The 23,760-nt window shown below is 39.1% G+C and carries 24 protein-coding genes; 11 read left to right on the top strand and 13 right to left on the bottom strand.

The window, feature by feature from the left end; all coding sequences use genetic code 11:
• Window positions 1-9: 9 nt before the first annotated feature.
• The 4 genes from BM375_RS03815 to BM375_RS03830 all read left to right on the top strand — a co-directional run bounded on the left by BM375_RS03815 (window position 10) and on the right by BM375_RS03830 (window position 4,255).
• Window positions 10-1,494 (top strand): peptide MFS transporter, encoded by a 1,485-nt coding sequence (locus BM375_RS03815; protein ID WP_093363840.1) that lies wholly within the window; start codon window positions 10-12, stop codon window positions 1,492-1,494.
• Window positions 1,495-1,530: 36 nt separating this feature from the next.
• On the top strand, window positions 1,531-2,259 hold the full coding sequence (locus BM375_RS03820; RefSeq protein WP_093363841.1) for a polyprenol monophosphomannose synthase: 729 nt from the start codon (window positions 1,531-1,533) through the stop codon (window positions 2,257-2,259).
• A 28-nt stretch (window positions 2,260-2,287) separates the two neighbouring features.
• On the top strand, window positions 2,288-3,310 hold the full coding sequence (gene ruvB, locus BM375_RS03825) for a Holliday junction branch migration DNA helicase RuvB (RefSeq protein WP_093363842.1): 1,023 nt from the start codon (window positions 2,288-2,290) through the stop codon (window positions 3,308-3,310).
• A gap of 63 nt (window positions 3,311-3,373) precedes the next feature.
• Window positions 3,374-4,255 carry a hypothetical protein gene (locus BM375_RS03830; protein WP_093363843.1) on the top strand — a complete coding sequence of 294 codons (882 nt, stop codon included), beginning with the start codon at window positions 3,374-3,376 and terminating at the stop codon, window positions 4,253-4,255.
• Window positions 4,256-4,318: 63 nt separating this feature from the next.
• On the opposite strand, the gene BM375_RS03835 is transcribed toward BM375_RS03830, so the two are convergent.
• Window positions 4,319-4,867 (bottom strand): hypothetical protein, encoded by a 549-nt coding sequence (locus BM375_RS03835; RefSeq protein ID WP_093363844.1) that lies wholly within the window; start codon window positions 4,865-4,867, stop codon window positions 4,319-4,321.
• Window positions 4,857-6,278, bottom strand: a complete 1,422-nt coding sequence (locus BM375_RS03840; protein WP_093363845.1) for an ATP-dependent DNA helicase — start codon at window positions 6,276-6,278, stop codon at window positions 4,857-4,859. Before BM375_RS03840 ends, BM375_RS03835 begins: the two co-directional genes overlap by 11 nt.
• Window positions 6,279-6,369: 91 nt before the next feature.
• Between BM375_RS03840 and BM375_RS03845 the strand changes: the two genes are divergently transcribed.
• Genes BM375_RS03845 through BM375_RS03860 form a run of 4 tightly spaced genes read left to right on the top strand, consistent with a single transcriptional unit; the run spans window position 6,370 to window position 8,573 of the window.
• A complete protein-coding gene (locus tag BM375_RS03845) occupies window positions 6,370-7,164 on the top strand; it encodes a DUF3822 family protein (protein ID WP_093363846.1) in 795 nt (264 codons plus the stop codon).
• Window positions 7,155-7,694 (top strand): 16S rRNA (guanine(966)-N(2))-methyltransferase RsmD, encoded by a 540-nt coding sequence (gene rsmD, locus BM375_RS03850; RefSeq protein ID WP_093363847.1) that lies wholly within the window; start codon window positions 7,155-7,157, stop codon window positions 7,692-7,694. Before BM375_RS03845 ends, rsmD begins: the two co-directional genes overlap by 10 nt.
• Before the next feature lie 26 nt (window positions 7,695-7,720).
• On the top strand, window positions 7,721-8,188 hold the full coding sequence (gene coaD, locus BM375_RS03855; protein ID WP_093363848.1) for a pantetheine-phosphate adenylyltransferase: 468 nt from the start codon (window positions 7,721-7,723) through the stop codon (window positions 8,186-8,188).
• A 25-nt stretch (window positions 8,189-8,213) separates the two neighbouring features.
• Window positions 8,214-8,573: a DUF4180 domain-containing protein gene (locus BM375_RS03860; RefSeq protein WP_093363849.1), complete on the top strand. Its 360-nt coding sequence runs from the start codon at window positions 8,214-8,216 to the stop codon at window positions 8,571-8,573.
• Window positions 8,574-8,582: 9 nt separating this feature from the next.
• On the opposite strand, the gene BM375_RS03865 is transcribed toward BM375_RS03860, so the two are convergent.
• Together BM375_RS03865 and BM375_RS03870 are read right to left on the bottom strand one after the other, a co-directional pair.
• Window positions 8,583-9,887 carry a DEAD/DEAH box helicase gene (locus BM375_RS03865; RefSeq protein WP_093363850.1) on the bottom strand — a complete coding sequence of 435 codons (1,305 nt, stop codon included), beginning with the start codon at window positions 9,885-9,887 and terminating at the stop codon, window positions 8,583-8,585.
• A gap of 274 nt (window positions 9,888-10,161) precedes the next feature.
• On the bottom strand, window positions 10,162-10,749 hold the full coding sequence (locus BM375_RS03870; protein WP_093363851.1) for an outer membrane beta-barrel protein: 588 nt from the start codon (window positions 10,747-10,749) through the stop codon (window positions 10,162-10,164).
• A 404-nt stretch (window positions 10,750-11,153) separates the two neighbouring features.
• Here BM375_RS03870 and BM375_RS03875 point away from each other — a divergent pair, with 404 nt between their 5' ends.
• Window positions 11,154-12,875, top strand: a complete 1,722-nt coding sequence (locus BM375_RS03875) for a M14 family zinc carboxypeptidase (protein ID WP_093363852.1) — start codon at window positions 11,154-11,156, stop codon at window positions 12,873-12,875.
• A 7-nt stretch (window positions 12,876-12,882) separates the two neighbouring features.
• On the opposite strand, the gene BM375_RS03880 is transcribed toward BM375_RS03875, so the two are convergent.
• Complete coding sequence (locus BM375_RS03880; RefSeq protein ID WP_139227488.1) at window positions 12,883-13,209, bottom strand: c-type cytochrome; 327 nt, start codon at window positions 13,207-13,209, stop codon at window positions 12,883-12,885.
• A gap of 115 nt (window positions 13,210-13,324) precedes the next feature.
• On the opposite strand from BM375_RS03880, the gene BM375_RS03885 reads away from it, so the two are divergent.
• Complete coding sequence (locus tag BM375_RS03885; protein ID WP_093363854.1) at window positions 13,325-14,182, top strand: DUF808 family protein; 858 nt, start codon at window positions 13,325-13,327, stop codon at window positions 14,180-14,182.
• 99 nt (window positions 14,183-14,281) lie between these two features.
• On the opposite strand, the gene BM375_RS03890 is transcribed toward BM375_RS03885, so the two are convergent.
• Window positions 14,282-15,406, bottom strand: a complete 1,125-nt coding sequence (locus BM375_RS03890) for a lipid II:glycine glycyltransferase FemX (protein ID WP_093363855.1) — start codon at window positions 15,404-15,406, stop codon at window positions 14,282-14,284.
• A 243-nt stretch (window positions 15,407-15,649) separates the two neighbouring features.
• Here BM375_RS03890 and BM375_RS03895 point away from each other — a divergent pair, with 243 nt between their 5' ends.
• A complete protein-coding gene (locus tag BM375_RS03895) occupies window positions 15,650-16,738 on the top strand; it encodes an endonuclease/exonuclease/phosphatase family protein (protein WP_093363856.1) in 1,089 nt (362 codons plus the stop codon).
• Between the two features lie 118 nt (window positions 16,739-16,856).
• On the opposite strand, the gene BM375_RS03900 is transcribed toward BM375_RS03895, so the two are convergent.
• The 7 genes from BM375_RS03900 to BM375_RS03930 all read right to left on the bottom strand — a co-directional run bounded on the left by BM375_RS03900 (window position 16,857) and on the right by BM375_RS03930 (window position 23,757).
• Window positions 16,857-18,062: an NAD(P)/FAD-dependent oxidoreductase gene (locus BM375_RS03900; protein ID WP_093363857.1), complete on the bottom strand. Its 1,206-nt coding sequence runs from the start codon at window positions 18,060-18,062 to the stop codon at window positions 16,857-16,859.
• 93 nt (window positions 18,063-18,155) lie between these two features.
• Window positions 18,156-20,270: a catalase gene (locus BM375_RS03905; protein ID WP_093363858.1), complete on the bottom strand. Its 2,115-nt coding sequence runs from the start codon at window positions 20,268-20,270 to the stop codon at window positions 18,156-18,158.
• A 60-nt stretch (window positions 20,271-20,330) separates the two neighbouring features.
• Window positions 20,331-20,837, bottom strand: a complete 507-nt coding sequence (locus BM375_RS03910; RefSeq protein ID WP_093363859.1) for a pyridoxamine 5'-phosphate oxidase family protein — start codon at window positions 20,835-20,837, stop codon at window positions 20,331-20,333.
• 150 nt (window positions 20,838-20,987) lie between these two features.
• On the bottom strand, window positions 20,988-22,136 hold the full coding sequence (gene dnaJ, locus BM375_RS03915) for a molecular chaperone DnaJ (protein ID WP_093363860.1): 1,149 nt from the start codon (window positions 22,134-22,136) through the stop codon (window positions 20,988-20,990).
• Between the two features lie 4 nt (window positions 22,137-22,140).
• A complete protein-coding gene (locus tag BM375_RS03920) occupies window positions 22,141-22,674 on the bottom strand; it encodes a nucleotide exchange factor GrpE (protein ID WP_317614812.1) in 534 nt (177 codons plus the stop codon).
• A gap of 190 nt (window positions 22,675-22,864) precedes the next feature.
• Window positions 22,865-23,545: a cell division ATP-binding protein FtsE gene (locus BM375_RS03925; RefSeq protein ID WP_093363861.1), complete on the bottom strand. Its 681-nt coding sequence runs from the start codon at window positions 23,543-23,545 to the stop codon at window positions 22,865-22,867.
• 8 nt (window positions 23,546-23,553) lie between these two features.
• Window positions 23,554-23,757 (bottom strand): fructose-6-phosphate aldolase, encoded by a 204-nt coding sequence (locus tag BM375_RS03930; protein WP_093363862.1) that lies wholly within the window; start codon window positions 23,755-23,757, stop codon window positions 23,554-23,556.
• Window positions 23,758-23,760 lie beyond the last annotated feature (3 nt).

Here is a 23,760-nt window from a genome sequence, read left to right on the forward strand (position 1 = left end):
AATTAAACAATGTCAAAACAGGTTACATTAGAGGAAATCCAGAACTTTGAAGGTAAATACCCTAAACAATTATGGTATTTGTTTCTGGTAGAAATGTGGGAACGGTTCTGTTTTTACGGAATGCGTGGTGTATTGGCCATTTTCATGGTCGATGAACTTTTTCTTTCGGATAAAGAGGCAAACTTGAAATATGGTGCTATTCAAGCATTTGTATATGCATTTACGTTCGTCGGTGGTATTTTCGCAGATAAAATATTGGGATTCAAACGATCTCTGGTGTTTGGCGGTCTGTTGATGATTGCAGGCAACGGTCTTATTGCAATAGATCCACATCAATTTTTCTATTTCGGAATTGCGTTGACGATTATCGGGACAGGTTTCTTTAAGCCGAATGTTTCATCGATGGTAGGCGATCTGTACAAAGAGGGAGACGCTCGCCGTGATGCTGGTTTTGGTATATTCTATTCCGGGATCAATGTCGGCGCATTATTAGGCGGTGCATTGTGTGTATGGTTAGGGAAAGAGCATTCTTGGAATCTGGCCTTCCTTGCTGCTTCGATTGTGATGGTTGTCGGTGTTGTAATATTTTTGTTGACCAAAAAGCACTTAGGACCGATAGGTAATAGTCCAATTGAACATCTTTCTAAATCGACTAAAATTACGCGTGAAGTTATGGTCTATATTGGAGCCTTGATCTGTATTCCTTTAATATTTATCATGGTAAACAATACAGGTTATACGGACATATTCATGTATGTCATCGGGCCATTGGCGCTATTGTATTTCTTCTACCAGTTGGTACGGGAAAAAGATAAAAAAGTGCGTCAGCAACTTACGGCAGCGTTGGTGCTCATCTTATTTTCAATTTTATTCTTTGCAATTTTTGAACAGGCGGGTGGTTCTTTGGCTTTATTTGCTAATAACAATTTGCATTCGAACCTCTTGTTTTTCAATATAGATCCCAATGTAGTCAACAATGGTGCAAACTCTTTATTTGTCATTATTTTCAGTCCATTGGTAGGTTTATTGTGGTTAGCGTTGGCAAAGAAAAAATTAGAACCCAATACAGTTATCAAATTTGGTTTAGGCTTTTTATTGTTAGCTGGAGCATATTACATCTTTTTCAGCACACGTTTCTTTGCAGATGAAAGTGGAAAGACATCCTTGGGTATATTTACTTTGGCTTATTTGGCTGTAACGTTAGGTGAGCTTTGTTTGTCACCGATCGGTTTGTCCATGATTACTAAACTTTCACCAAGGCATTTAGGCGGGATGATGATGGGTTTGTGGTTCTTAGCCAGTGCATACGGACAATATGTTGCCGGATTATTAGGTGCAGGTATGTCAGCTCCTGATGAAAAAGCGTCTTTGTGGGATAAATTGATTGCTTACACTGATGGGTATCAGCAATTGGCATTGTATTCATTAGCCGCAGGTATAATTATTATTTTGCTTTCTCCGGTTATTAAACGCCTGATGAATGGTGTTAATTAATTCGTACCTTTAGAACCGAATTAAAAATAGAAACAAGTGACAGATAGCTTAGTCATTATCCCAACGTATAACGAGAAGGAGAATATTGAAAAAATCATTCGGAAAGTGTTTTCACTTTCCGTTTCCTTTGATATCCTCATCGTAGACGACGGTTCTCCAGATGGTACTGCTGATATTGTGAAAAGACTTCAACAGGAATTTTCCGATAGATTATTTATGGAGGAACGTGTTGGGAAGTTGGGGCTTGGTACAGCTTATCTACATGGTTTTAGGTGGGCCTTGAAAAGGACTTATGACTATATCTTCGAGATTGATGCCGATTTCAGCCACAATCCTGAAGATTTGATACGTTTGCGTGAAGCATGTCTGACAGGCGGCGCAGACATGGCGATAGGGTCTCGCTACGTGCAAGGTGTGAACGTAGTGAACTGGCCAATGAGCCGGGTATTGATGTCATACTTTGCTTCCGTTTATGTACGGATGATTATGCGTATCGATATACAGGATGCTACTGCAGGTTTTGCTTGTTTTTCAAGGAAAGTTTTGGAGAAAATCCCACTAGATGAAATCAGATTTGTAGGATATGCTTTCCAGATAGAGATGAAGTTCAAGACTTTAAAATATGGGTTCAAAGTTGTCGAAGTGCCTATTATCTTCACTGATCGTACGGAAGGTGAATCGAAGATGAGCACAAAGATATTCCGTGAGGCCTTTTTTGGAGTTATCCAATTGAAATTGGAGAGTTTGTTTAAAAAATATCATTAATTACGAAGAAAACAATTAACTTTAACGTATGAACGAATATCTTGATCCGAATCCTGAAAGATTAAATGCTGTCGACAAAGACATCGAAAGAGCGTTGCGTCCACAGGCTTTTGAGGATTTCACCGGTCAAGAGAAAATCCTCGAAAACTTATCCATATTTGTTAAGGCGGCTAAATTGCGTGGAGAGGCATTGGATCACGTTTTACTGCATGGCCCTCCAGGTTTGGGAAAAACGACGTTATCCCATATCATTGCCAATGAAATGGGCGTAAATATCAAAATTACTTCTGGACCTGTATTAGATAAACCCGGAGACTTAGCAGGCTTATTGACGAACTTGGAAGAGGGCGATGTACTGTTTATAGACGAAATACACCGTTTAAGTCCATTGGTAGAAGAATACTTGTATTCGGCCATGGAAGATTTCAAAATAGACATCATGTTGGAGACAGGACCAAATGCCCGCTCCGTACAGATCAGTTTGAATCCATTCACTTTAATTGGTGCGACCACACGCTCTGGGCTATTAACGGCTCCATTACGTGCACGCTTCGGTATTAACTCAAGACTTCAATATTATGATGCTAAACTTTTGACAACTATTGTTTTAAGATCGGCTCATATTCTAAATACACCCATTACCGACGAAGGTGCTTATGAAATAGCACGAAGAAGTCGGGGGACACCACGTATTGCGAATGCTTTGTTACGTAGAACCCGCGACTTTGCACAAATCAAAGGAAATGGCTCTGTGGATAAAGCGATTGCACAATATGCTTTAAATGCGCTTAATGTGGACGAAAATGGTCTTGATGAGATGGATAACCGTATTCTGTTGACCATTATCGATAAGTTTAAAGGTGGTCCTGTAGGTGTAAAAACCATTGCAACAGCTGTCGGTGAGGATGAAGGAACAATAGAAGAGGTTTATGAACCTTTCTTGATTCAGGAGGGCTATCTGATGCGAACTTCAAGAGGGCGGGAATGTACAGAAATGGCATTCAGACATTTGGGGAAAATCAATTATAATAAAGGGAATACCTTGTTTTAGAGATATATAAGTCGTAAGATTAAAGACAAATAAATCTCCTTTGGGGATTTAGGAGACAAGAAAATGAAATTACACATGACACTGAATGGATTAGCATTTATTTTAATGACGATTCCTGTATTTTCTTATGGACAGTTAAAATGTCCGCCGATAGATCAATCTGGACAAGGTTTGCAAAAGTTTGACGTTACTGCCGGCGTGGGACCGACATTATTGTACGGCGACATCAATCACCGTAGCAATATCGGTTATGGGGCGTTTTTGAAGGCAGATTATAAACTTTATAAAGGTATATATGTTGGTCTGGAAGGACAAGTCGGAAAATTGAAGGCTAAAGGCAATCAGAGCATTGATGCACGAGATTGGGATCCGCGCTATGTGGACAATAGCTATTATGCAGGATTGGTAAACGCAACTGTTTATCCGTACCGTTTTTTTATCAATGAGCGGGAATTACTACGAAAAGGATTCTTTGAGCGTAATATCCTCTATGGTTTCCATGTGGGTATAGGAGCTGGTCTAATATTTAATACCTATAAAGATGTCAATCGTCAATTTGAGGGGTATGAAGATGCGGATGGCAATATAATCAACATACATGAAGGTCTTATATATGGATCGCATGATTTAGTCTATCCAGTGGATGCTGCAGGGAATCCCATTGCCGATGCCTCTCCAAGTCCTCGTTGGCATAAAAATGTACGGAATACCCTATTACCAAGTGTATTTGCAGGATTATCCATTCCTTTGAATAAGTATACGACACATACGGGCCGCTATTTCAGCGCTGTCGTAACGACACAATTCAATTTTTCCAATGCGGATGATCTGGATGGATATGATCCTGTTATTATCAATGATGCGAATCCTCAAGGACGAAGAGCAACTGGGGCGAAAAATGATATGTATAATTTTACGGCAGTGGGTCTACGTTATACATTTTAAAATAAAGCTTACAGCAATAAGCGTATAAATAATATAATACAACAGATGCTTATGGTTTATAGCTTAAAGCACAACCTTTAAAATACGTTTGGCACGGCTGTTTAGAGCAGGTGTTGGATTTTTTAATAAATGATTTATCTGAGCGACAAGTTCTTCCTTTATCCAAGGATGTTTGTCGCTCAGATTGTTTAATATGTCCAAACAGTTTACCACAATAGCTACAGGGCAAGCATCTGTTATCAGCCATTGGAAAACATTTTCAATAATGGCAATTTCTTGTTCTTCCGTATGCGCTATAGGGGTATGTTTCCCCGTTGTCAGCATCAATATCTTGGTAAAACTCCGCTGGCAACTCCAATTCTGTTGTTCCGGTAACTTCTCAATGAATGTTGGATAGATTTCGGTTAATAACGTAGGTTCTTTCAAGATAATATGTTCCAATAACCAGGCTGCGCGAAAAGCAATCTGTTTATCGTTGTGATAGCTATATTGGAGCAAGTCCACCATATCTATTTGATATTGCTGTGCAAGCTGTATATCAAATGTGGCTGTAGGATGGTTTCGTATATCCGTTTTTAAGAACTTTAAAATCGTTTTCTCCCTATTCTCCATAAAACTTGGGGTTGAAGTTAACCAAAAACAACTGTTGCGTGGCACGGGTAATCGCTGTGTACAACCAGCGTAGGAACTCTGTATTGAGCATTTCGTCGTTCAGATAGCCTTGATCGACAAATACGCAGGGCCATTGTCCACCTTGGGCTTTATGACAGGTTATGGCATAAGCAAACTTTATCTGTAATGCATTGTAGTAAGGATCTTTTTTGATCGCTTCCAAGCGATCTTTCTTTGTGGGTATATCTGCATAGTCCTGCGCAATGGATTCGTAGAGCTGTTGCTGTTGTTCATAGGGCAGGTTAGGAGCATCGACATAGATACTATCCAATAGTACACGGCACATAATGGGATCGAGCTCATCATCATCAAGAAACTCTAAAGCAATATCTGCAAAACGGAAACCATGTTGTTCGTGCATATTGGTCACTTTCCTAACCTTGGCCATATCGCCGTTTGCAATAAAACCTGTATTCTTTTCATCATGTTGCTGCAGCCAATAATAATTGTTTCGCACAACCATAATCAAATCTCCACCTGTTATTTCTTCTTCTCGAAATAAAATCTGATGCCGTATATGCTTATTGTACAGGTTGGCAGAGCGGTTAGATCGGCAGATCACCATGCTGTTTTCGATATCGAAATGGTCATAACTGTAATGCAGACCTTCGATAAGCCGATCACCATTCATTCGAAAAATATCTTTAAAGCCTTTGGTCTGTAATTCCGGGAAGGCTAACCCTTCCTGATGGTTGATCTGAATGTTATTCCGTATTTTGGTTGCATTATACAGAATCCCCGAAGTTTGTTGCTGTCGCACGACCTCTCTAAGTTCATAATGCGAGGTTTGTAGGTGATAATTACCCTGAATATAATCCGCGTCCAAAGCCGGGCTTTCCAACATACCAACAGGGGGGAGCTGTGCAGTATCGCCGACAAACATCAGACAACACTTATCGCCGGAGCGAACATAGCGAATCAGGTCATCTAATAAACTTTTGGAAAAAAACTGTATACCTTCATCGGCAATCATCGAGGCTTCATCGATGATGAAGAGTGTGTTTTCATGGAGATTTTCTGCTAATACAAAATCCAGTTCAACGGTTGAAGCCGATTTTTTACGGTATATCTTCTTATGGATGGTATATGCTTTTTTGCCGGAATAATGGCTCATTACCTTCGCAGCACGCCCTGTAGGCGCCAACAGCACTGCTTGTTTCTGTATGCGAGGCAAGATACTGACTAATGCACTGATAATGGTGGTCTTACCAGTACCTGCATATCCTTTGAGAATAAAACATGAAGAAGGGTGAAATGCGCTAAGAAATTGGTCCAACAGCGTAAAAGCTTCAACTTGTTGTTGTGTGGGTTTCCATGTAAAACGCTGTTCCAGCAGGTTTTGAATATGCATAACCAAAGTTAGGGGAAAAGGTTGGTCATTTCAATTGTAAAAGTTAATTTTGTTAGGAATAAGAATTGCCTCTGTGCATCAAGAACAGTACATGAAATATACATCAGCAAATTTTCAAATCCATTACCTATCGAGCTACACCTTGTTGGTCAAGACGGATTTTATCCATGACACTTTGATCGTGCTGGATAAAGAACGTGAAATACAGGTATTCCACATATATCCATCCAATGAACCGGATGGCGATGCTATGAAGTTATTGGGTTTGCCTTTTCAAAATGTATATGTCATGCTTCCTTCGCAAAGTACAGTATTCATTCCTGGAGAGGTTTTTCGAGCGGAAGAGTTGGATACTTATCAAGCTTTTTTGTTGGATGAAAACAAGAATAGGACAGAAATACATACTTTAGATAACATGAATATAACAGCTTGTTATCAGTATGATATGCTATTGCATAATCGCTGGAAGAATATTTTTCCCAATGCTGTTTTCTTTACGCCTTTTCAAGCGGTTTTAGGCCAGATACAAACACATGTTCCACTGCAAGGCACAGTTTTAGGCGTGCATTTCACAGATGTGCAAATGGATATTTACGCTTTTGTGAATGGACAATTCAAAGCTTATCAATCTTTTGAAATATCCAACAGTAATGATTTGAACTATTTTGTGCTTACCTTTTGTCAAGCTTTTTACATATCCTTGCCGGTACAAAAAATTGTTGTTTCGGGAATAGAATTGGAGCATACGTACGCGTTGAGTTTAAAGCAATTTACAAAACAGATAACGCTTATTTCTGAACTAGCCTATTGGAAAGTGGATGATGGGGAAGTGGGAAGGTCTTTGACGGAGTATCAAGGGACATTGGATTTTGTACTATGCGTATAATAGGAGGTAAGTTTGGAGGATTGCGGCTGAACCCTCCTGCTAATCTACCCGTTCGGCCTACGACGGATATTGCTAAAGAAGCTTTATTCAATATTTTGGACAATCGTATTGAGTTCGAAGGGGCGGTGTGTTTGGATCTGTTTGCCGGAACGGGAAATATCAGTTTTGAATTAGTTTCGCGGGGCGTGCAACAGGTCGATGCCATTGATATTCATTTCAAATGCCTGAGCTATATCAATGAGACGGCAAAAAAATTAGCCATAGCCGAAATCAGGACGCGAAAAGCTGATGTTTTGAAGTTTATTCCTTCGGCAAAGGGAACATACGATTTTATCTTTGCCGATCCGCCTTATGATCTTGGTTCCCTTCCTCAGTTGGGAAACAGTATTTTGGAAAAGGGTTTGTTAAAACCTGGTGGAGTGATGGTGATTGAACACCCGTCTATGCGAAAAATGAATGATTCACCTTATTTGGTTGAAACAAGGAAATATGGATATTCCTCTTTTAGCTTTTATGAATTGGAAAAATAGTAATGGAGGTGTTATATTTTTAAAATATGAAAACAGCGGTATTTGCAGGTTCTTTTGACCCTTTTACATTTGCACATCAGGATTTGGTTGACAGAGGCTTATTGCTTTTTGACAAGATTATCATTGCTATCGGGGTCAATAGTACAAAGAAGGGATTGATGAGCTTTGAGCAGCGTGTCAACGCTATCAAAGAACTTTATATAGGAAAAGAAAACGTTGATATACAGCAGTTTACTGGGCTAACGGTAGACTTCTGTCGTACTGTAAATGCGTTATATATATTGCGTGGACTGCGAAATACCAAGGATTTTGAGTTCGAAAATGCCATTGCACAGAATAACTTGTTGTTGGCACCGGAGATAGAAACGTATTTTCTGATGGCTCGCTCCGGACAGGGACATATTTCTTCGACAATAGTCCGTGATATTCTAAGTCACAAAGGGGATGTGTCAACGTTAGTTCCGCAAGAGGTATTGAAATATATTGATAAGTAATACCTAATCAATCACACTATAGATAATGGAAATCAAGAATCACCAGAAAAATAGTATTGAAATAGCAGAGATTATCACCGATAGAATTGTCATTCAAAATGCAGAAGATGCTTTGGACCTATTGGGTAACGTATACTATCAGGGATATGATAAAATGATTATCCATGAAAAAAATATAAGTCCCGATTTCTTCGATTTGAAAAACAAAATGGCGGGAGAAATTCTCCAAAAATTCTCAAATTATCGTGTTTCCCTTGCTATTGTAGGTGATTTCCTATCACTTAGCAGCAAAAGCCTAAACGATTTTATATATGAAAGTAATAAAGGGCGACATGTCAACTTCGTTGCCTCTATTGATGAGGCAATCATCACTTTAAGTCGATAAGCTCATCCATTACGCCCGCATTATACGGACCTTCTTTCCTTTTATCTTTTGATTATTTCCTTGTTTGATGATTTGAGCGGCAACTGATCGCTCCACAGCAACATAGGCTTCTTTATCTTTTACTTCAATAATTCCAACCTGTTCTTTGTTGATGTCGTTTAAATTGAGTAGAAAGCCTACAATATCTATTTTGTTGATTTTATCTTTTTTACCACCACTGATGTACAGTGTAGCAAAAGGCGAGTTTGGAGGAAGTTCATATTCACCATCCAGTTGTTCTTCAAGGGTATCTGTTGCTATATATGGGTAATCTTCTTCTGGTTTTAGAATCACAAAGACTTCTCCTTCGGCCTGCATACGAGCCGTACGCCCATTGCGATGGATAAAAGCATCTTCTTTGTAAGGAAGTTGATAGTGAATAATAACATCAACCTCTGGAATATCAAGTCCACGAGCTGCCAAATCAGTCGTGATCAGAATGCGATTGGAATTGTTCCTGAATTTTAAGAGTGCCAATTCGCGGTCGCTCTGTTCTAATCCACCATGGAATACATCGTGCATAATTTCTCGATCATCCAACAGTTCACTGATATGATCTACTGCGTCTCTATGATTGCAAAAAATCAGCGTTTTCTTGATACCATTTTTGCAAAGCAAATTGAACAATGCTTTAAGCTTATATTGAGCCGGAGCAATAACTTTCCGTAATGTCAGTTTTGGAGCAGTTTCTTCCTCATTCAGATGATTGACCATGACATACTCGCCGATACCTGTAAATTCAGGAATTTCTGTCATAGTCGTGGCAGAAGTCAGAATACGGTGCTTCAATGAGGATAACCGTTCAATTATTGCTGACATTTGTTCTTGGAACCCGAATTCCAAGGACTTGTCAAATTCATCCAGAATTAATGTTTCTATATTTTGTGCATCAAAATTGTCTCGTTCCAGATGATACAGAATACGGCCGGGCGTACCGATTAATAGGGCAGGAGCCTCTTTGAGTTTGTTCCGTTCTGCTTTCGTGTCATTGCCACCGTAGCAACAGGTTATTTTATAGCCTATATGCACTTTTTTCATAACCTGTTCAATCTGCAAAGCTAACTCCCTTGTGGGAACGAGTATCAAAGTTTGCACACCAGTTTTTCCCTTCTCCAAATGGTTGAGTAATAAAAGTCCAAAGGCTAAAGTCTTCCCGGAGCCAGTAGGTGAATGCAGTATGAAATCCTGGGCAGGATTGTATACTTTTTGTACCTCTTGCTGCATAGCATTGAGGTCATTAATCTGCATTCTTTGCAAAATCTGTTGTAATGACATGACACAAAAGTACATTTTTTAACCTGTAGAATAGATAGATTCCCTAAAAATAAAGGGAAGATTAATGAATAAGCGAATAATCCACATAATTTATATGTTTTTGGCATACATCTTGCTAGTAAATAAGTAATTTCATAATTTAGGTTAATAATTGGTTAGTTAGAAGACTGTCACCTCCCCGGCGACGGTCTTCTTCTTTTTTAAGACTCTGGAGCAAAAAAAATGCCGACATCACGTCGGCACTTTCTCATACTTCCTCTAAGTTAAGTTATTCTTAGAAATAAAATTGTACACCTAAAGTTGGTGCTAATGAATTAGCATCTAAACCAAATTTGTTGGTCGTAACATCTGCAGTTTTGTTTTTGTTTGATTCAAAATACAAACCTCTTACTTTCATCTCAACACCAATTTTGCTGGTTGGGAAGAAAGCAAAACCAGGAGCTAATTCTACACCATAGTTTTCAAATTTGCTTTTAGTTTCTGCGGAAAGAACTTCTGTAGTGGTTTTACCCCATGACATTGGTACGGATAATTGTGTAAAGTATCTAAACTGACCATTACCGATGTAGTTTCTTACAAAAGGAGAAACTTGGAAAGCATCTCTCTTAATACTGTTGTCAGCTGTAGTTTCAGCTTTAGACCAGTTGTAACCAACACCTGTACCTACAGCCCAGTTATCACTCACGAAATAACCTACAGTAGGATTAATAGAGAAAGAGTTGTTTTTGTTGTCTGTATCTTTCACTTTTGAAGTTTCAAAACCAACTTGTCCACCCACGATGAATTTACCTTTTTCAGTTTGTGCTTGTGAAGCTGCTGTTAAAGCTGCTACTGCTGTAAGCGTTAAGAATAACTTTTTCATAACAATCTAAATTAAATTTTGTTCTTTTTATTTGACTATTTTTAAAATCGGGTCAAATAGTTCAATTGCTGTGCCAAACTCAAAACCAATTGTCATTAAATTGTTTGTTTATGCAACTAAAATTTATCGTCCTTATCTGATAAAATATTCAAGATATAACTAATACATTGTGCTACATTACCTTATAAATACAAAATTTATTTCTGTTGAACACATCAATTCATTTGTTTTTATTCCGAATGTAGCTAAATATCGACATGAGCCCAACAAATATATAGTTGCTTAGTCTGACAGATTTTTAAATAAGACGTTTTTGCTATACAGTTTTTGAAAAATCAATTGATTAAGACTATGAGGAACTACAGAATAATATTACCTTTATCTTATTCAATACACCTTTATCCATGATATACAAACTGACATGTACGCTTGTATGCTTTATTCTTGCATTTCAACTTAAAGGACAAGAGATTGCTTATGAACTGGATCCTAAAAAAAATACCACAGCAACATACGAGGAACTGATCCAGTTTTACAAGGACTTAGCAAGTTCTGACTCTCGTGCAAGACTGTTGGAAATTGGTGTAACCGATGTAGGTAAGCCCTTACATTTGCTGGTGCTTTCAGCGGATGGCCATTTTGACCCTAAACAGGTTAAGGCTGCCAATAAAGCAGTTTTACTCATTAATAATGGCATACACCCAGGCGAACCTGAGGGAATAGATGCCTCAATGATGTTTGTTCGTGACATCTTAGCAGCTGACAAATTGCCGGAGAATGTGGTTATGTGTCTGATTCCGGTATATAATGTGGCTGGTATGCTCAATAGGGGTATATCACGCGTTAATCAAAATGGACCTGATCTGTATGGTTTTAGAGGTAGCAGGCAACATTATGATCTGAACCGAGACTTTATTAAAACCGACACACGTAATTCTAAGCTCTTCCAGCAAATTTTTCAGACATGGGATCCCGATGTGTTTCTTGACACACATACTAGCAATGGAGCAGATTATCAATACATAATGACACTCATCGCTACTCAGAAAGATAAGCTACATCCATTATTGGGCACTTGGATGGAAGAGACTTTTACCAAACCACTTTATACGCGTATGGAAGCATCCAATTATCCAATGATTCCATATGTAAACAGTCTTGGCGAAACACCTGAATCGGGTCTGGTTGGCTTTTTGGAATCTGGGAGATATTCCACTGGATATGCGGCTCTGCATCATACGATTGGATATATGCCGGAAACACATATGTGGAAGCCTTATGCCGAACGCGTGCAATCCACATATACCCTTATGAATCATTTGTTGGAATTAACAGCCAGTCAACAGGTGACATTGATCGAAAAGCGAAGACAAGTTAAAGAAGCTGTCAGACAACAGACTGTCTTCCCCATTACTTGGCAACTCAACACCGGTCAGGTTGACAGTCTGCAATTTTTAGGTTATGAGGCTGGACATAAGGAGAGTAAGGTGAGCGGATTACAGCGTTTGTTTTATGACCGAGGCAAACCAACCAAGATTCAGATCCCGTATTATAATAATTATGAACCTGTTATAAATATCGAAAAACCAATAGCTTATATTGTTCCACAAGCCTATGATAGGGTAGTTGACCTATTAAAAATAAATGGTGTTAAGCTACAACCTTTGAGTCGAGATACAACCATAACGGTAGAACTGTATTATATCACGGACTATAAAACAATGAACAAGCCTTATGAAGGACATTACTTACATCATGATGTCCAAGTACGCACTGTTCAAAAAAATATGCAGTTTTTTGCTGGTGATTTATGGGTGGAGATGAATCAAGAGCGCAACCGTTATATTGTAGAAACTCTAGAACCTCAGGCAATAGATTCATTTTTCAATTGGAATTTTTTTGATGCTATTTTGTCTCAGAAAGAATATTTCTCTGCTTATATATTTGAAGAAGAAGCTGTACGATTATTAGAGGAAAACCCTGAATGGAAAGTAGAATTGGAGTCAGAAAGGGTACATAATTCTAAGTTTGCCCAAGACGGACGCGCCCAACTGGATTGGATCTATAGGAAATCACCTTATTATGAAGTAGGACATCTTTTATATCCGATAGCTCGAGTGAGGTAAACGACATCTATTCATCTTTGGCATTGGCAATAAGATAAGCCCGTACGAGCATTCCGTCCTGGTCATTAAGTTTTGCCTTGGGAATCATCCGCTTCACTATTTTGTTCCAACGCTCCGGAGTTTGGGTTTCTGCAGCTTTCAATTTGTGACAACTGCCACAGTTATTGATGAAGAGCTGTTCACCTTCTTTAAGTTGTTCCGTATTATACTGTGCCAAAATTTGTTGTTTGGTTTCTACGGGCAACGCGCGTATGGTTTTACTGGCCATTGGGAAACAGGCTACCATAAAGATTATGAGCATGCTTGCAAAACACAAAATCTTTAATCTTTTCATAATTATTATCTCCTTTCTCTTGTGTATAACAAACAATAAATAAACATTGTTTGTTAGGGTAAAATAATCACAGAATAAATTTCTACATTTACGGGCATATAGACTTTATAAAAATATGGCTTCTGGTATTTTTGCTATTTTAGATGATATTGCCGCTTTGATGGATGATGTGGCTGTGGCCAGTAAGATTGCAACGAAGAAAACGGCAGGAATATTAGGCGATGATTTGGCAGTAAATGCCGAAAAAGCAACAGGTTTTTTGGCTTCAAGGGAAATCCCGGTTTTGTGGGCCATCACCAAAGGATCTTTTATCAACAAGCTGATTATTATCCCCATCGCTTTATTACTGAATGTATTTTTTCCGATCGCCATCAAGGTTATTTTAATTTTGGGTGGTCTCTATCTGGCTTATGAAGGGATGGAAAAAATTGTGGAGTATCTCTTCCATAAAAATGAAAAGAAGGAGCACAGTATAGATGACTCTCAAGAAGACAATGGAATTGAAGCTGAACGTACAAAAATAAAGTCGGCCATCACCACGGACTTTATCTTATCGGTAGAAATTGTTATCATCGCTTTAGGGACAGTTTTGGACAAGAGTCTATCAATACAAATTTTGACAGTATCTGTTGTAGCTTTGTTGGCTACCGTAGGCGTTTATGGTATCGTAGCCGTTATTGTAAGGATGGATGACGTTGGTTATAGGTTGATTAAACAATCGGACGATAAGGGATTTGTTGCAAAGGCAGGTCATGCGTTGGTGCGGTTACTGCCCATCATTATAAAGTCCCTGGGTGTTATCGGAACTATTGCCCTGATATTAGTATCGGGAGGTATATTTGTCCACAATATCGATTGTTTCCATCATCTCTTACCCAGCTTGCCATCTGTGATAAAAGAATTCTCGATAGGGCTTATTGCAGGAGCATTGGTCGTTGCTGTGGTTACACTTGTAAAAAAGGTTATAAGATAAAATGATGGTTATAGGAGTGAAGGGGATTATATAAAACAAGAGAGAAACGTTTTCGTTGTCATTCTTCGACCATGCACAGAGTGACAACGAAAACAGTTTTTAAGAAAGGTGATAACTCTGGTTTTTAAATTCCATAGATGTATAATAATTATACTTTTCATTGTCCAATGGATAATCCCAACAACCTAACCGTCTATACATTTCTCCTCCAAAACCAGCCTTGAAACGATAGAGCCCATACATTGGATGGGAGGGATCTGCTGATGGGGCTACACCGAAGAAGTCATATTCCGTACAGCCTTTTTCTTTTGCTATCTGCATTGCTCGCCATTGTAGTGCATAGCTTGCCATATAATTACGATGTTCAGATGCTGACGCGCCATAAAGGTAAGTTCCTCGACTTGCAGATAACACCAGGAACATTGCTGCTAGCGGTTTTTCATCAACCTCCGCAACCAACAGGTATACCTCTGCCGGTGAACTTGTATCATTTGCACGGGCAGACAGCACAATCTTAAAATAGTTGATGTCATGAAGAAAGAAATTATTCCGATTGGCCGTCTGTCTATATAGTTCGTACCATATATCAATACTTTCCAAGCCTAAAGATTTTATGCGTACCCCTTTCCGAGTAGACAGGTGGATGTTATAGCGGGTCTTCGGTTTCATCAGCCCCAATAGGGTGTCCGTATCTTTTTTAAGATCCATGAAAATGGTATTGGAAGGAAGGATGTCTGTATTTGCCTTTCTCAAGTTCCAATGTTCTGTATTGTAATTTAGACGAATTTCCTGAATATGTCTATCTGGCGCTCCCAGCCAATTACCGTGCAAATCATAACAACTATCATCTTTTGCCCAATGAGACTCCCAGGACAAGTCGTAACGTATCAAAATGCATTTAGCTGGCAGGAAGGAACGAAGGCTTTCCGAGAGTTGTTCTAAGAAATAGCCTTGGTTTTCTTCAGAAGGTTCTATTTCTGGTCCATAGGGAACATAAGCGATACAATGCTCCGCATCAATAGCTTGGATTAATATCAATAAATCTCCTACAAAATAGCTCATTTCTTCTGTATGGGTAAACAGATCGGATAATTTTGTGGTAAAATTAAAAGCTGATGTCTGTACGCCTTGCTGTTTTTTCACTTCAGACCAATAGGCCGTCTGTTGTATAATTGATGTTTTGTAAATCTGTCTATTTTCTTTCTGTTGTATATCTGCGATCATATCCTTCTTAAAAAGTGAATCTAAAACAATAGATTTTCATAAAATGAGATATATTGCTCCTTAGATTTCTTTGCCCAAAACCGCAAACATAGCCAAAACATTCCTTATTCCCTAAAATCCTTATATATACAGCTTATCTGTTACAACAATAGGAAGAAAAAAGTCAAAAATGTTTTGTAACTTTAACATAAAGAATTAGTGCTCATACCATTTTCCCGTATGCTACCAAACAAATAATGTACTATGGCTACAATTATTCTTATCCTCTCTATTCTTTTAATTTTACTAAGTCTATTACCGTTCGTACAAAACCAACATTGGATATTTCGTGTGCCCGAATTTTTGAAATTGCAGATTTTTGTATTGCAGGTTATTGTGTTTATTGCTGCATTCTTTTATATGAAAGATACCCAATGTTTCTGGATAATCCAGCCTATACAGGCAGCATTGATAGTTTACCACGCAATTATTCTGATGCGTTATACTAAATTCTGGCGGACAACGACGTTTGAACAAAGAGGAAATGCTTCGGACAAAATCAAAATTATTTCTTGCAATATTTATCAATTCAATACAGAATATCAACGCTTTGTGAATTTGATTCAAAAAGAACAACCTGATATTTTCCTTACTATGGAAAGCAACAGCGATTGGGAGCAAGCAATGCGTGTCTTGGAAAAGGAGTATCCTAATTTTGAAAAAGTCACCTTGGAAAATACTTACGGCATGCACTTTTATACAAAATTAAAAGTGCACAAGGTACAGACGCATTATTTTGTAGCTGAAGACCTCCCTAGTATAGAAGCTGAACTTGAAACTCGTGACGGACATCGCTTCGTGTTTTTTTGTGTACATCCGCCGCCGCCAAGCCCTACAGAAGAGGACAACTCCAAAGAAAGGGATGGAGACTTACTCAGTGTTGCTAAACGGGTTAGGGATTATAAATTACCTGTAGTTATTACCGGAGATTTTAATAATGTGGCTTGGGCAAGATCCTCTGTATTATTTAGGAAGACCAGTAGACTTATCGATGCGCGTATTGGTCGAGGTATTCTATCTACTTTTCATGCTAAATATTGGTTTTTTCGCGTGCCACTAGATTTACTGTTCCATAGTCCCGAGGTTTTCATTGACAGACTTTTTATCTATCCATCTGTAGGTTCTGATCATTTTCCCATAGGATGTACTTTTCATATAGACTGCCATTCCGAAGAGCAAGAAGAACAGATAGAACACCTTGAGGCAGGAGAGATGCAGGAAGTAAACGAGCTTATCGAAGAGGGCAAGAACGAAGAAAGTGATAATAGGGAAGATGTAGTGAATAATTCTTAAAAGAGTTTTATCTATAGCTACCACACCCAAGGGTTATCTCCCAAGAGCGTACTCTTATTAATAGTTGTATGTTTAAATGGTTAAATTTTTCTTTAGTATAAGAATAAAAAGTTATTCCTTATCTCCCAAACCTAAACCACTCACTTAGTAAATGCTTTTTGCCTTTCAGCCAGAGCGAAACCATTTCCATTCCCGTTACGGAAAAGGTAATGCCATTGCCTCCGAAACCACAGACGAAATACGAGTTTTTAAAATCCTTATGTTCGCCAATATAAGGCAGTCCGTCTTTAGTTTCTCCAAAAGTTCCTGCCCAAGCAAAATCGGGTTGAAACGGAACGTGAGGCAGATATTTCTCAAACGATTTGACGAGTTTCTGTTCCTTTTTGTTAATTAAGGCATCTCGTTTTTGTGGGTTTCGGAACTCCTCGTCTTCGCCGCCAATAAGCATTCGCCCATCATCGGTAGTGCGAAGATAGATGTAAGGATCTGCTGTATTCCAAATCAGAATGTCTTTGTATTTCCTGCTCTGCTCAAGCATTACTTCCGAAACAATCGCATAAGTGCTGATAAGGTCAACGAACTTCTCCTTTATCATAGTGTCGCTCTCGTAACCCACACAATACACAATCTTTTTGCATTTGAGAGTCGCACCTCTACTCAGGGTTACAAGGTTGTGTCGAGGATTATATTGCACGTCCGTAAGCTCGGTGCGGTCGTATATCTGCAATCCTTTCTTTTGGTTATAGACTAGAATTTCGTGTACGAGCATAAACGCGTCCACACTGGCTCCCTGTTTGGAAAGGATGCCTCCGTAGGTTTTCTGCACACCGTATTTCTTTTCGATTTCATCGGCTTCGAGCCATTTTACGTCAAAGCCTGCTTTTTTTCGCGCTTCAAATTCTTTTTTCAATCCGTCCACATCTTTTTTGTATGCCGAAAAATACAGCGAGTCTTTTTTGCGAAAGCCAGCTTTGGATTTAATCTTTCTGGCTACTTCACCCAAATCGTCTATGGCTTTGGAACAAGCGTGATAACTCGCCACAGCTCCTTTTTCTCCGACCATCTCTATCAATTCGTGCAAAGGCGTATCAATCTCGTACTGCAACATAGACGTCGTGGCAGATGAACTACCGTTTGAGATTTCACGCTTGTCAATCAGAATAGTTTTGTATCCGTCCTGAATGCACTGATGTGCTATCAATGATCCTGTAATACCTCCTCCCACTATTAAAACCTCGCATTCCGTATCTTCTTTCAGTGAAGGGAAGGACTGTATTAAACCGTTTTTGATTAGCCAAAATGGCTCATTTGATTTTATGTCCATAGCGTTATGATTTTTGTAAAATTTTTGTTTCTTCGCTAATTTTCTTTTCCTTCCAACCCGATAAATTGGGTTGGAAGGAAGAAAGTCTTTCAATTATGCCGGTACTTTTCTTGGCTTTTCACGTTCCCATACACGGTGTCCTTTCATTACATGAATAAAATCTTTCACTAAATTATCTGAACTTTCAAATATAACACCTGCATCTTTTTCGATAAAGGATTTTTTGGCTAATTCTTCTGCTCCCTTAGCAAATGACAAGGCTTTGCAATGTCGGTAGCCTTCATTTATAAATTGCAGATAATCTGAATTGTCTGAAAGCTTCTGTACAGAATCTCCATCAGGTGTGTAGAACGCATCATAACAAACCGATGCTTCAGTAAGATAAGAATGTTGGATTTCTGTTTCTCCCCCTTCTTTGTACATTATTTTTCCAACATGCGAAGCAATCAGCACAATCTGGGCGCCCTCTTTTTCCAATTGCTTTTTCATCTTATCCACAGATACTTTGCTCACACCTTCATCAACTAGAAATGCCACTTTACGACTTTTAATTGTACCTTCCCCAGCTTTCACCTTCATACTCAAAGCAGCAGATGTTTCCACTTCGGGCTTTTGTGGTTTGATTGGATATTTGGGATGATTATGGCGGGCAAATTTTATAGTCAAGGCATCTAATTCTTTCGGTGGTACTAACCCCAAATTATTCCCCACTTTCTTGGCAAGTGTTTTATCAATCTGATTTAAAATTGCTAATTCGCGTTTGCGTATATCCACATCATTGACTTTTGAAAGCTCAAAACTATAAGCATTGATAATATGCTCCTGTTCTTCGGGACTTTGTGAATTAAAGAATAATCTTGCCTGCGTAAAATGATCGGCAAAAGAAGTGGAACGCGCCCTTACTTTCGATGCTTCTATCGGTTGTCTGTGCGACTGAAAACCTGTTTCGCCTTTCAGCATTGCATGGTATGGACAGCCTTCGGCTTTGCTGTTGGGGAAGTAGCTGACCGCTCCTTTGTTAATATCCATTCTTGAAAAACCGTCTTTTTGATTGTTGTGCTTGCTATTGATAGGACGGTTGATAGGCAGTTCGTGGAAGTTAGGACCTCCTAATCGATAATTCTGCGTATCCATATATGAGAAAATTCTTCCTTGCAGCAGAGGGTCGTCCGAAAAGTCAATGCCGGGAACTAATCTTCCCGGATCGAAAGCAGATTGTTCTGTTTCGGCAAAAAAGTTTTCAGGATTACGGTTAAGTGTCATCGTTCCGATCAACTGAACAGGAACCAATTCTTCGGGAATAATCTTGGTCGGGTCAAGTATATCGAATGAAAACTTCATCTCATCCTCTTCAGCGATAAGTTGTACACCTAAATCCCATTGTGGGAAATCACCATTTTCAATGGCTTCCCATAAATCTCTACGATGAAAATCAGCATCAAAGCCCGAAATTTTTTGCGCTTCGTTCCAAGCTACAGAATGAACACCCAATCTTGGTTTCCAGTGAAATTTTACAAAAGTACCTTTTCCTTTTGCATTCACGAATTTAAACGTATGCACGCCGAAGCCTTCCATCATCCTCAGACTCCTCGGGATTGCCCTGTCTGACATTGCCCACATTACCATGTGCGCAGACTCGGGCATCAGCGAGATGAAATCCCAAAAGGTGTCGTGTGCAGAAGCCGCTTGAGGCATCTCATTGTTTGGTTCTGGCTTTACTGCGTGTACCAAATCTGGGAAATTCATTGCATCCTGAATGAAGAATACCGGAATATTGTTACCTACAAGATCATAGTTACCCTCTTCGGTATAGAATTTTACTGAGAAACCACGTACATCCCTTGCCAGATCAGTTGAACCTTTAAAGCCTGCAACGGTAGAAAATCTTGTAAATACAGGTGTAATCGTTCCTTTCTTAAGAAAGGCTGCAGTTGTGTATTTGGACATATCGGCCGTTGCCTCAAAGACACCATGTGCTCCCGAACCTCTGGCATGAACAACTCTTTCGGGAATACGCTCACGGTCAAAGTGCATTAGCTTATCAAAGAAAATATGATCTTGTTGTAGAGAAGGCCCTCTATCTCCGGCTTTAAGCGTATTGTTATTGTCATACACTGGTACGCCATCATTAGTGGTCATCACTTTGTTAGTGTTATCCACCAAATATTTATCTATATGTGTTGCTTTATTTTTTTTCTGATTTTTCATAGCTGTATTTTAAAAGTTATGAATAAGTGAAATATTATGTCGCAAGTTTAAATAAGAACGCTATAAATTAAGCTCGCCCTCTCTGCCAATATCCAACTGTTGTCCTGACACCGCGCTTGCTACAATTTTCATCAGCGTAACCAGTTTATTGGATTTGTTATCCCAATAGTAAGCGTCAGTGGGGGTTACTTTCAACACACGGATTCGTGAATCTTTTTTGCCTTTTTCGAACCATGCTTCAATCATTTTGTTCCAGTATTTGTCAATCCGTTCCTGGTCTTGTGAGATAACAGCGGTTCCATTGACACTTAGAAAATTGTAATCGCCCACGTGGGCATACAACAAACTAACCTTATTATTTTTCTGGAGGTTACGATAGGTTTCACTTTCCGAGGAAAACAAAAACCAGATATTTCCTCCATCGTCCACTTCCTGTCTACTCATCGGAACTGCATGCGGATAATCACTTTCTGAAGTAAAAGAGCACATCATACTGATGTCAATTTTATCAACCATTTCTTTAACCTTTTCAATGGCTTCCTGATTGTTCAAATTTTCTGTACTCATAGGATTTAATTTTTAGAGGTGAATAAATCGTTACAAATTATTGCTAATAACAATGTTAGATGAATTTGGTTTGATAGGAGAGGAATAATCCAATAAAAAAGAAAACCCCAGAATTTTCATTCTGGGGCTGCTCAAAAAAATAGATTTTATTTATTCAAAGTATTCTTTGATACGTTCAAAGAATGATTTTTCGCTTTTGCCCGGTTGTGGCTTAAAGTTCGCAGAAGTTTTAAATTTTTCCAAAATGCTTCGCTCTTCAGAAGAAACTACTTTCGGGGTCCAGATATTGACGTAAACCAATTGATCGCCTTTGTGATAGGAATTCACTTCTGGAATACCTTTACCTTTCAGACGCAATATTTTACCGCCTTGTGTTCCGGCATCGATTTTTATCTTCGCTTTGCCATCAATCGTAGGCACTTCTACACTTGTACCTAAGGCCGCATCGGCAAAGTTGATGTAAAGATCATAAATAACATTGATCCCATCACGTTTCAATGTCTCGTGTGGTACTTCCTCAATCAGAATTATTAAATCGCCTGGTACACCTCCACGTGCAGCAGCATTTCCTTTGCCACTCATAGATAGTTGCATACCTTCACTAACACCTGCTGGAATGTTGATAGTAATGGTTTCTTCACCTCTTTCCAATCCTTCTCCTTTACAGGTTGTACATTTGGAGGTGATTTCTACACCCTCACCGTTACAAGTAGGACAGGTGCTAGTCGTCTGCATTTGCCCCAAGATGGTGTTCGTTACGCGACGAACAGATCCCGAACCTCCACAAGTGTTACAGGTATGATAGGATGATTTATCTTTGGCTCCGGTGCCATTACATGTATGGCAAGAAACTAATTTATTGACTTTTACTTTTTTCTCAACACCTTTCGCAACCTCTTCTAAGGTTAACTTGACCTTAATACGCAAGTTGGTTCCGCGAGGGGTACGACGACCTCCACCACGTGAACCTCCACCAAAGAAGCTTTCAAATGGATTTCCTCCTCCGCCAAAGATATCACCAAATTGGCTGAATATATCGTCCATATTCATACCGCCTCCACCGAAACCGGACGCAGAATTACCTGCATGACCGAATTGGTCGTAGCGCTGACGTTTCTCTGGATCGCTCAGGACTTCATACGCTTCTGCAGCCTCTTTGAACATCTCTTCGGCTTCATTATCTCCTGGATTTTTATCTGGGTGATATTTAATCGCTAATTTCCTATAAGCCGATTTGATCTCAGCGGCATCCGCATTTTTGGATACACCTAATATGTCGTAATAATCTCTCTTTGCCATTTTCTTATTGACCTATAACCACTTTTGCAAAACGGATAACTTTATCATTCAAAAAGTATCCTTTTTCCACGACATCGATAACTTTATTCTTCATATCTTCTGTAGGAGCGGGGATAGCTGTTATAGCTTCCTGATATTCCGCATCGAAAGGCTGACCGATAAGGTTTTCCATTTCTTTCAATCCTTCATGTATTAAGGTTTTACGGAACTTCTGGCTAACCAAGTCAAGGCCTTCTTTTACAGCAACAACATCCTGGGCCGTTTCCATTGCTGCCATTGCTCTGTCGAAATCATCCAATACAGGCAATAGTTTCGTCAATACATCTTTGCTTGCTGACTGGATAAGCTCTACTTTTTCACGTGCTGTACGCTTCTTGTAATTATCGAATTCAGCAAATAAGCGTGCATATCTATCTTGTACAAGAGCCAGCTCTTCCTGTAATTTATCTTCAGCAGATACGTTCTCCTCTGTAGTTGGTTGCTCTTGATTCTCTATATTCTCCTCTTGGATATTGTTATTTTCCTGTTCGTTCATCATATCAATTTCGTGTAATTCTAACTCTTCTGTCTGCAGGAACAATTATATTGCCAACCATCCGAAATCGGACAGCCTGTCAGTTTAAACCAAAGGCTTACTAACATAATGACGGTAAAAGGTTGTTCTGTCAGTTTGGAAAGTTATTGTTTGACATCCGATGTTCTCTAATCTTCGGATGCCAAACAATAATTTATATAGATACATTGTCATATAACGCCGTGTCCGCTGTCTTAATGATACGGGCAGGCATATTGCGGATAATCTGATAATCGTGAGTAGCCATCAACACAGCAGTACCTGATGCAGCGATATCACGCAATAACAGCACTATTTCTTCCGAAGTCGCCGGGTCAAGGTTGCCGGTAGGTTCATCGGCAAGAATGATTTCTGGATTGTTTAACAGCGCACGTGCGATGACCACACGCTGTTGCTCTCCACCCGATAGCTCATGTGGCATTTTCCGGAGCTTAGAGCGTAATCCCACTTTCTCCAACACATCCAACATTCGGTTTTCGATAAGACCACGGTCTTTCCAACCAGTAGCTTTTAATGCAAATTCCAAGTTTTTTTCTACAGTTCTGTCATTCAGCAGGTGGAAATCCTGAAAGACAATTCCCAATTTTCTACGTAAGAAGGGAACATCGTTTTCATGAAGTTTTTTAAGATCGAAACCAGCAACCATACCTTCACCACTGGTGATGTACAAATCGCCATAAATTATTTTCAATAAACTACTTTTTCCGGTTCCAGACTGACCAATCAGATAGATGAATTCACCTTGTTGTATGTCCAGGTTTACATGAGAAAGCACCAAGTGCTTTTGTTGGTAAATATCTACGTTTTTAAGCTTTATAACTGTATTTTCTGCCATGATACGTTTTATACATCAATTTTTTTTATCTGCCCGAAAGGCATTTCTTTAACCACCTCCATAATATAGGATGCTTTATCGCCCAAGCCGATCTTCTCCAGCGATTTATCGGGCCGATCGACCCTAAAATATGCTAATAAGGTGAAAGCATCATCCCGTAACTGTACATAATCTGGAATCTTTGCTACGCCCTTTACTTTTATAACATACATATC

It is taken from the genome of Sphingobacterium wenxiniae (assembly GCF_900116225.1).
Classification (GTDB): domain Bacteria; phylum Bacteroidota; class Bacteroidia; order Sphingobacteriales; family Sphingobacteriaceae; genus Sphingobacterium; species Sphingobacterium wenxiniae.

Excerpts from the sequence above, each read along its gene's own strand:
- ruvB (WP_093363842.1), top strand. The coding sequence starts at position 2,288 with ATGAACGAATATCTTGATCCGAATCCTGAAAGATTAAATGCTGTCGAC.
- BM375_RS03815 (WP_093363840.1), top strand. The coding sequence starts at position 10 with ATGTCAAAACAGGTTACATTAGAGGAAATCCAGAACTTTGAAGGTAAA.
- BM375_RS03865 (WP_093363850.1), bottom strand. The coding sequence starts at position 9,887 with ATGTCATTACAACAGATTTTGCAAAGAATGCAGATTAATGACCTCAAT.
- BM375_RS03925 (WP_093363861.1), bottom strand. The coding sequence starts at position 23,545 with ATGGCAGAAAATACAGTTATAAAGCTTAAAAACGTAGATATTTACCAA.
- rsmD (WP_093363847.1), top strand. The coding sequence starts at position 7,155 with ATGCGTATAATAGGAGGTAAGTTTGGAGGATTGCGGCTGAACCCTCCT.
- BM375_RS03900 (WP_093363857.1), bottom strand. The coding sequence starts at position 18,062 with ATGGACATAAAATCAAATGAGCCATTTTGGCTAATCAAAAACGGTTTA.
- BM375_RS03880 (WP_139227488.1), bottom strand. The coding sequence starts at position 13,209 with ATGAAAAGATTAAAGATTTTGTGTTTTGCAAGCATGCTCATAATCTTT.
- coaD (WP_093363848.1), top strand. The coding sequence starts at position 7,721 with ATGAAAACAGCGGTATTTGCAGGTTCTTTTGACCCTTTTACATTTGCA.
- dnaJ (WP_093363860.1), bottom strand. The coding sequence starts at position 22,136 with ATGGCAAAGAGAGATTATTACGACATATTAGGTGTATCCAAAAATGCG.
- BM375_RS03835 (WP_093363844.1), bottom strand. The coding sequence starts at position 4,867 with ATGGAGAATAGGGAGAAAACGATTTTAAAGTTCTTAAAAACGGATATA.
- BM375_RS03875 (WP_093363852.1), top strand. The coding sequence starts at position 11,154 with ATGATATACAAACTGACATGTACGCTTGTATGCTTTATTCTTGCATTT.
- BM375_RS03830 (WP_093363843.1), top strand. The coding sequence starts at position 3,374 with ATGAAATTACACATGACACTGAATGGATTAGCATTTATTTTAATGACG.
- BM375_RS03845 (WP_093363846.1), top strand. The coding sequence starts at position 6,370 with ATGAAATATACATCAGCAAATTTTCAAATCCATTACCTATCGAGCTAC.
- BM375_RS03920 (WP_317614812.1), bottom strand. The coding sequence starts at position 22,674 with ATGATGAACGAACAGGAAAATAACAATATCCAAGAGGAGAATATAGAG.
- BM375_RS03870 (WP_093363851.1), bottom strand. The coding sequence starts at position 10,749 with ATGAAAAAGTTATTCTTAACGCTTACAGCAGTAGCAGCTTTAACAGCA.
- BM375_RS03890 (WP_093363855.1), bottom strand. The coding sequence starts at position 15,406 with ATGATCGCAGATATACAACAGAAAGAAAATAGACAGATTTACAAAACA.
- BM375_RS03905 (WP_093363858.1), bottom strand. The coding sequence starts at position 20,270 with ATGAAAAATCAGAAAAAAAATAAAGCAACACATATAGATAAATATTTG.
- BM375_RS03910 (WP_093363859.1), bottom strand. The coding sequence starts at position 20,837 with ATGAGTACAGAAAATTTGAACAATCAGGAAGCCATTGAAAAGGTTAAA.
- BM375_RS03840 (WP_093363845.1), bottom strand. The coding sequence starts at position 6,278 with ATGCATATTCAAAACCTGCTGGAACAGCGTTTTACATGGAAACCCACA.
- BM375_RS03885 (WP_093363854.1), top strand. The coding sequence starts at position 13,325 with ATGGCTTCTGGTATTTTTGCTATTTTAGATGATATTGCCGCTTTGATG.
- BM375_RS03895 (WP_093363856.1), top strand. The coding sequence starts at position 15,650 with ATGGCTACAATTATTCTTATCCTCTCTATTCTTTTAATTTTACTAAGT.
- BM375_RS03930 (WP_093363862.1), bottom strand. The coding sequence starts at position 23,757 with ATGTATGTTATAAAAGTAAAGGGCGTAGCAAAGATTCCAGATTATGTA.
- BM375_RS03860 (WP_093363849.1), top strand. The coding sequence starts at position 8,214 with ATGGAAATCAAGAATCACCAGAAAAATAGTATTGAAATAGCAGAGATT.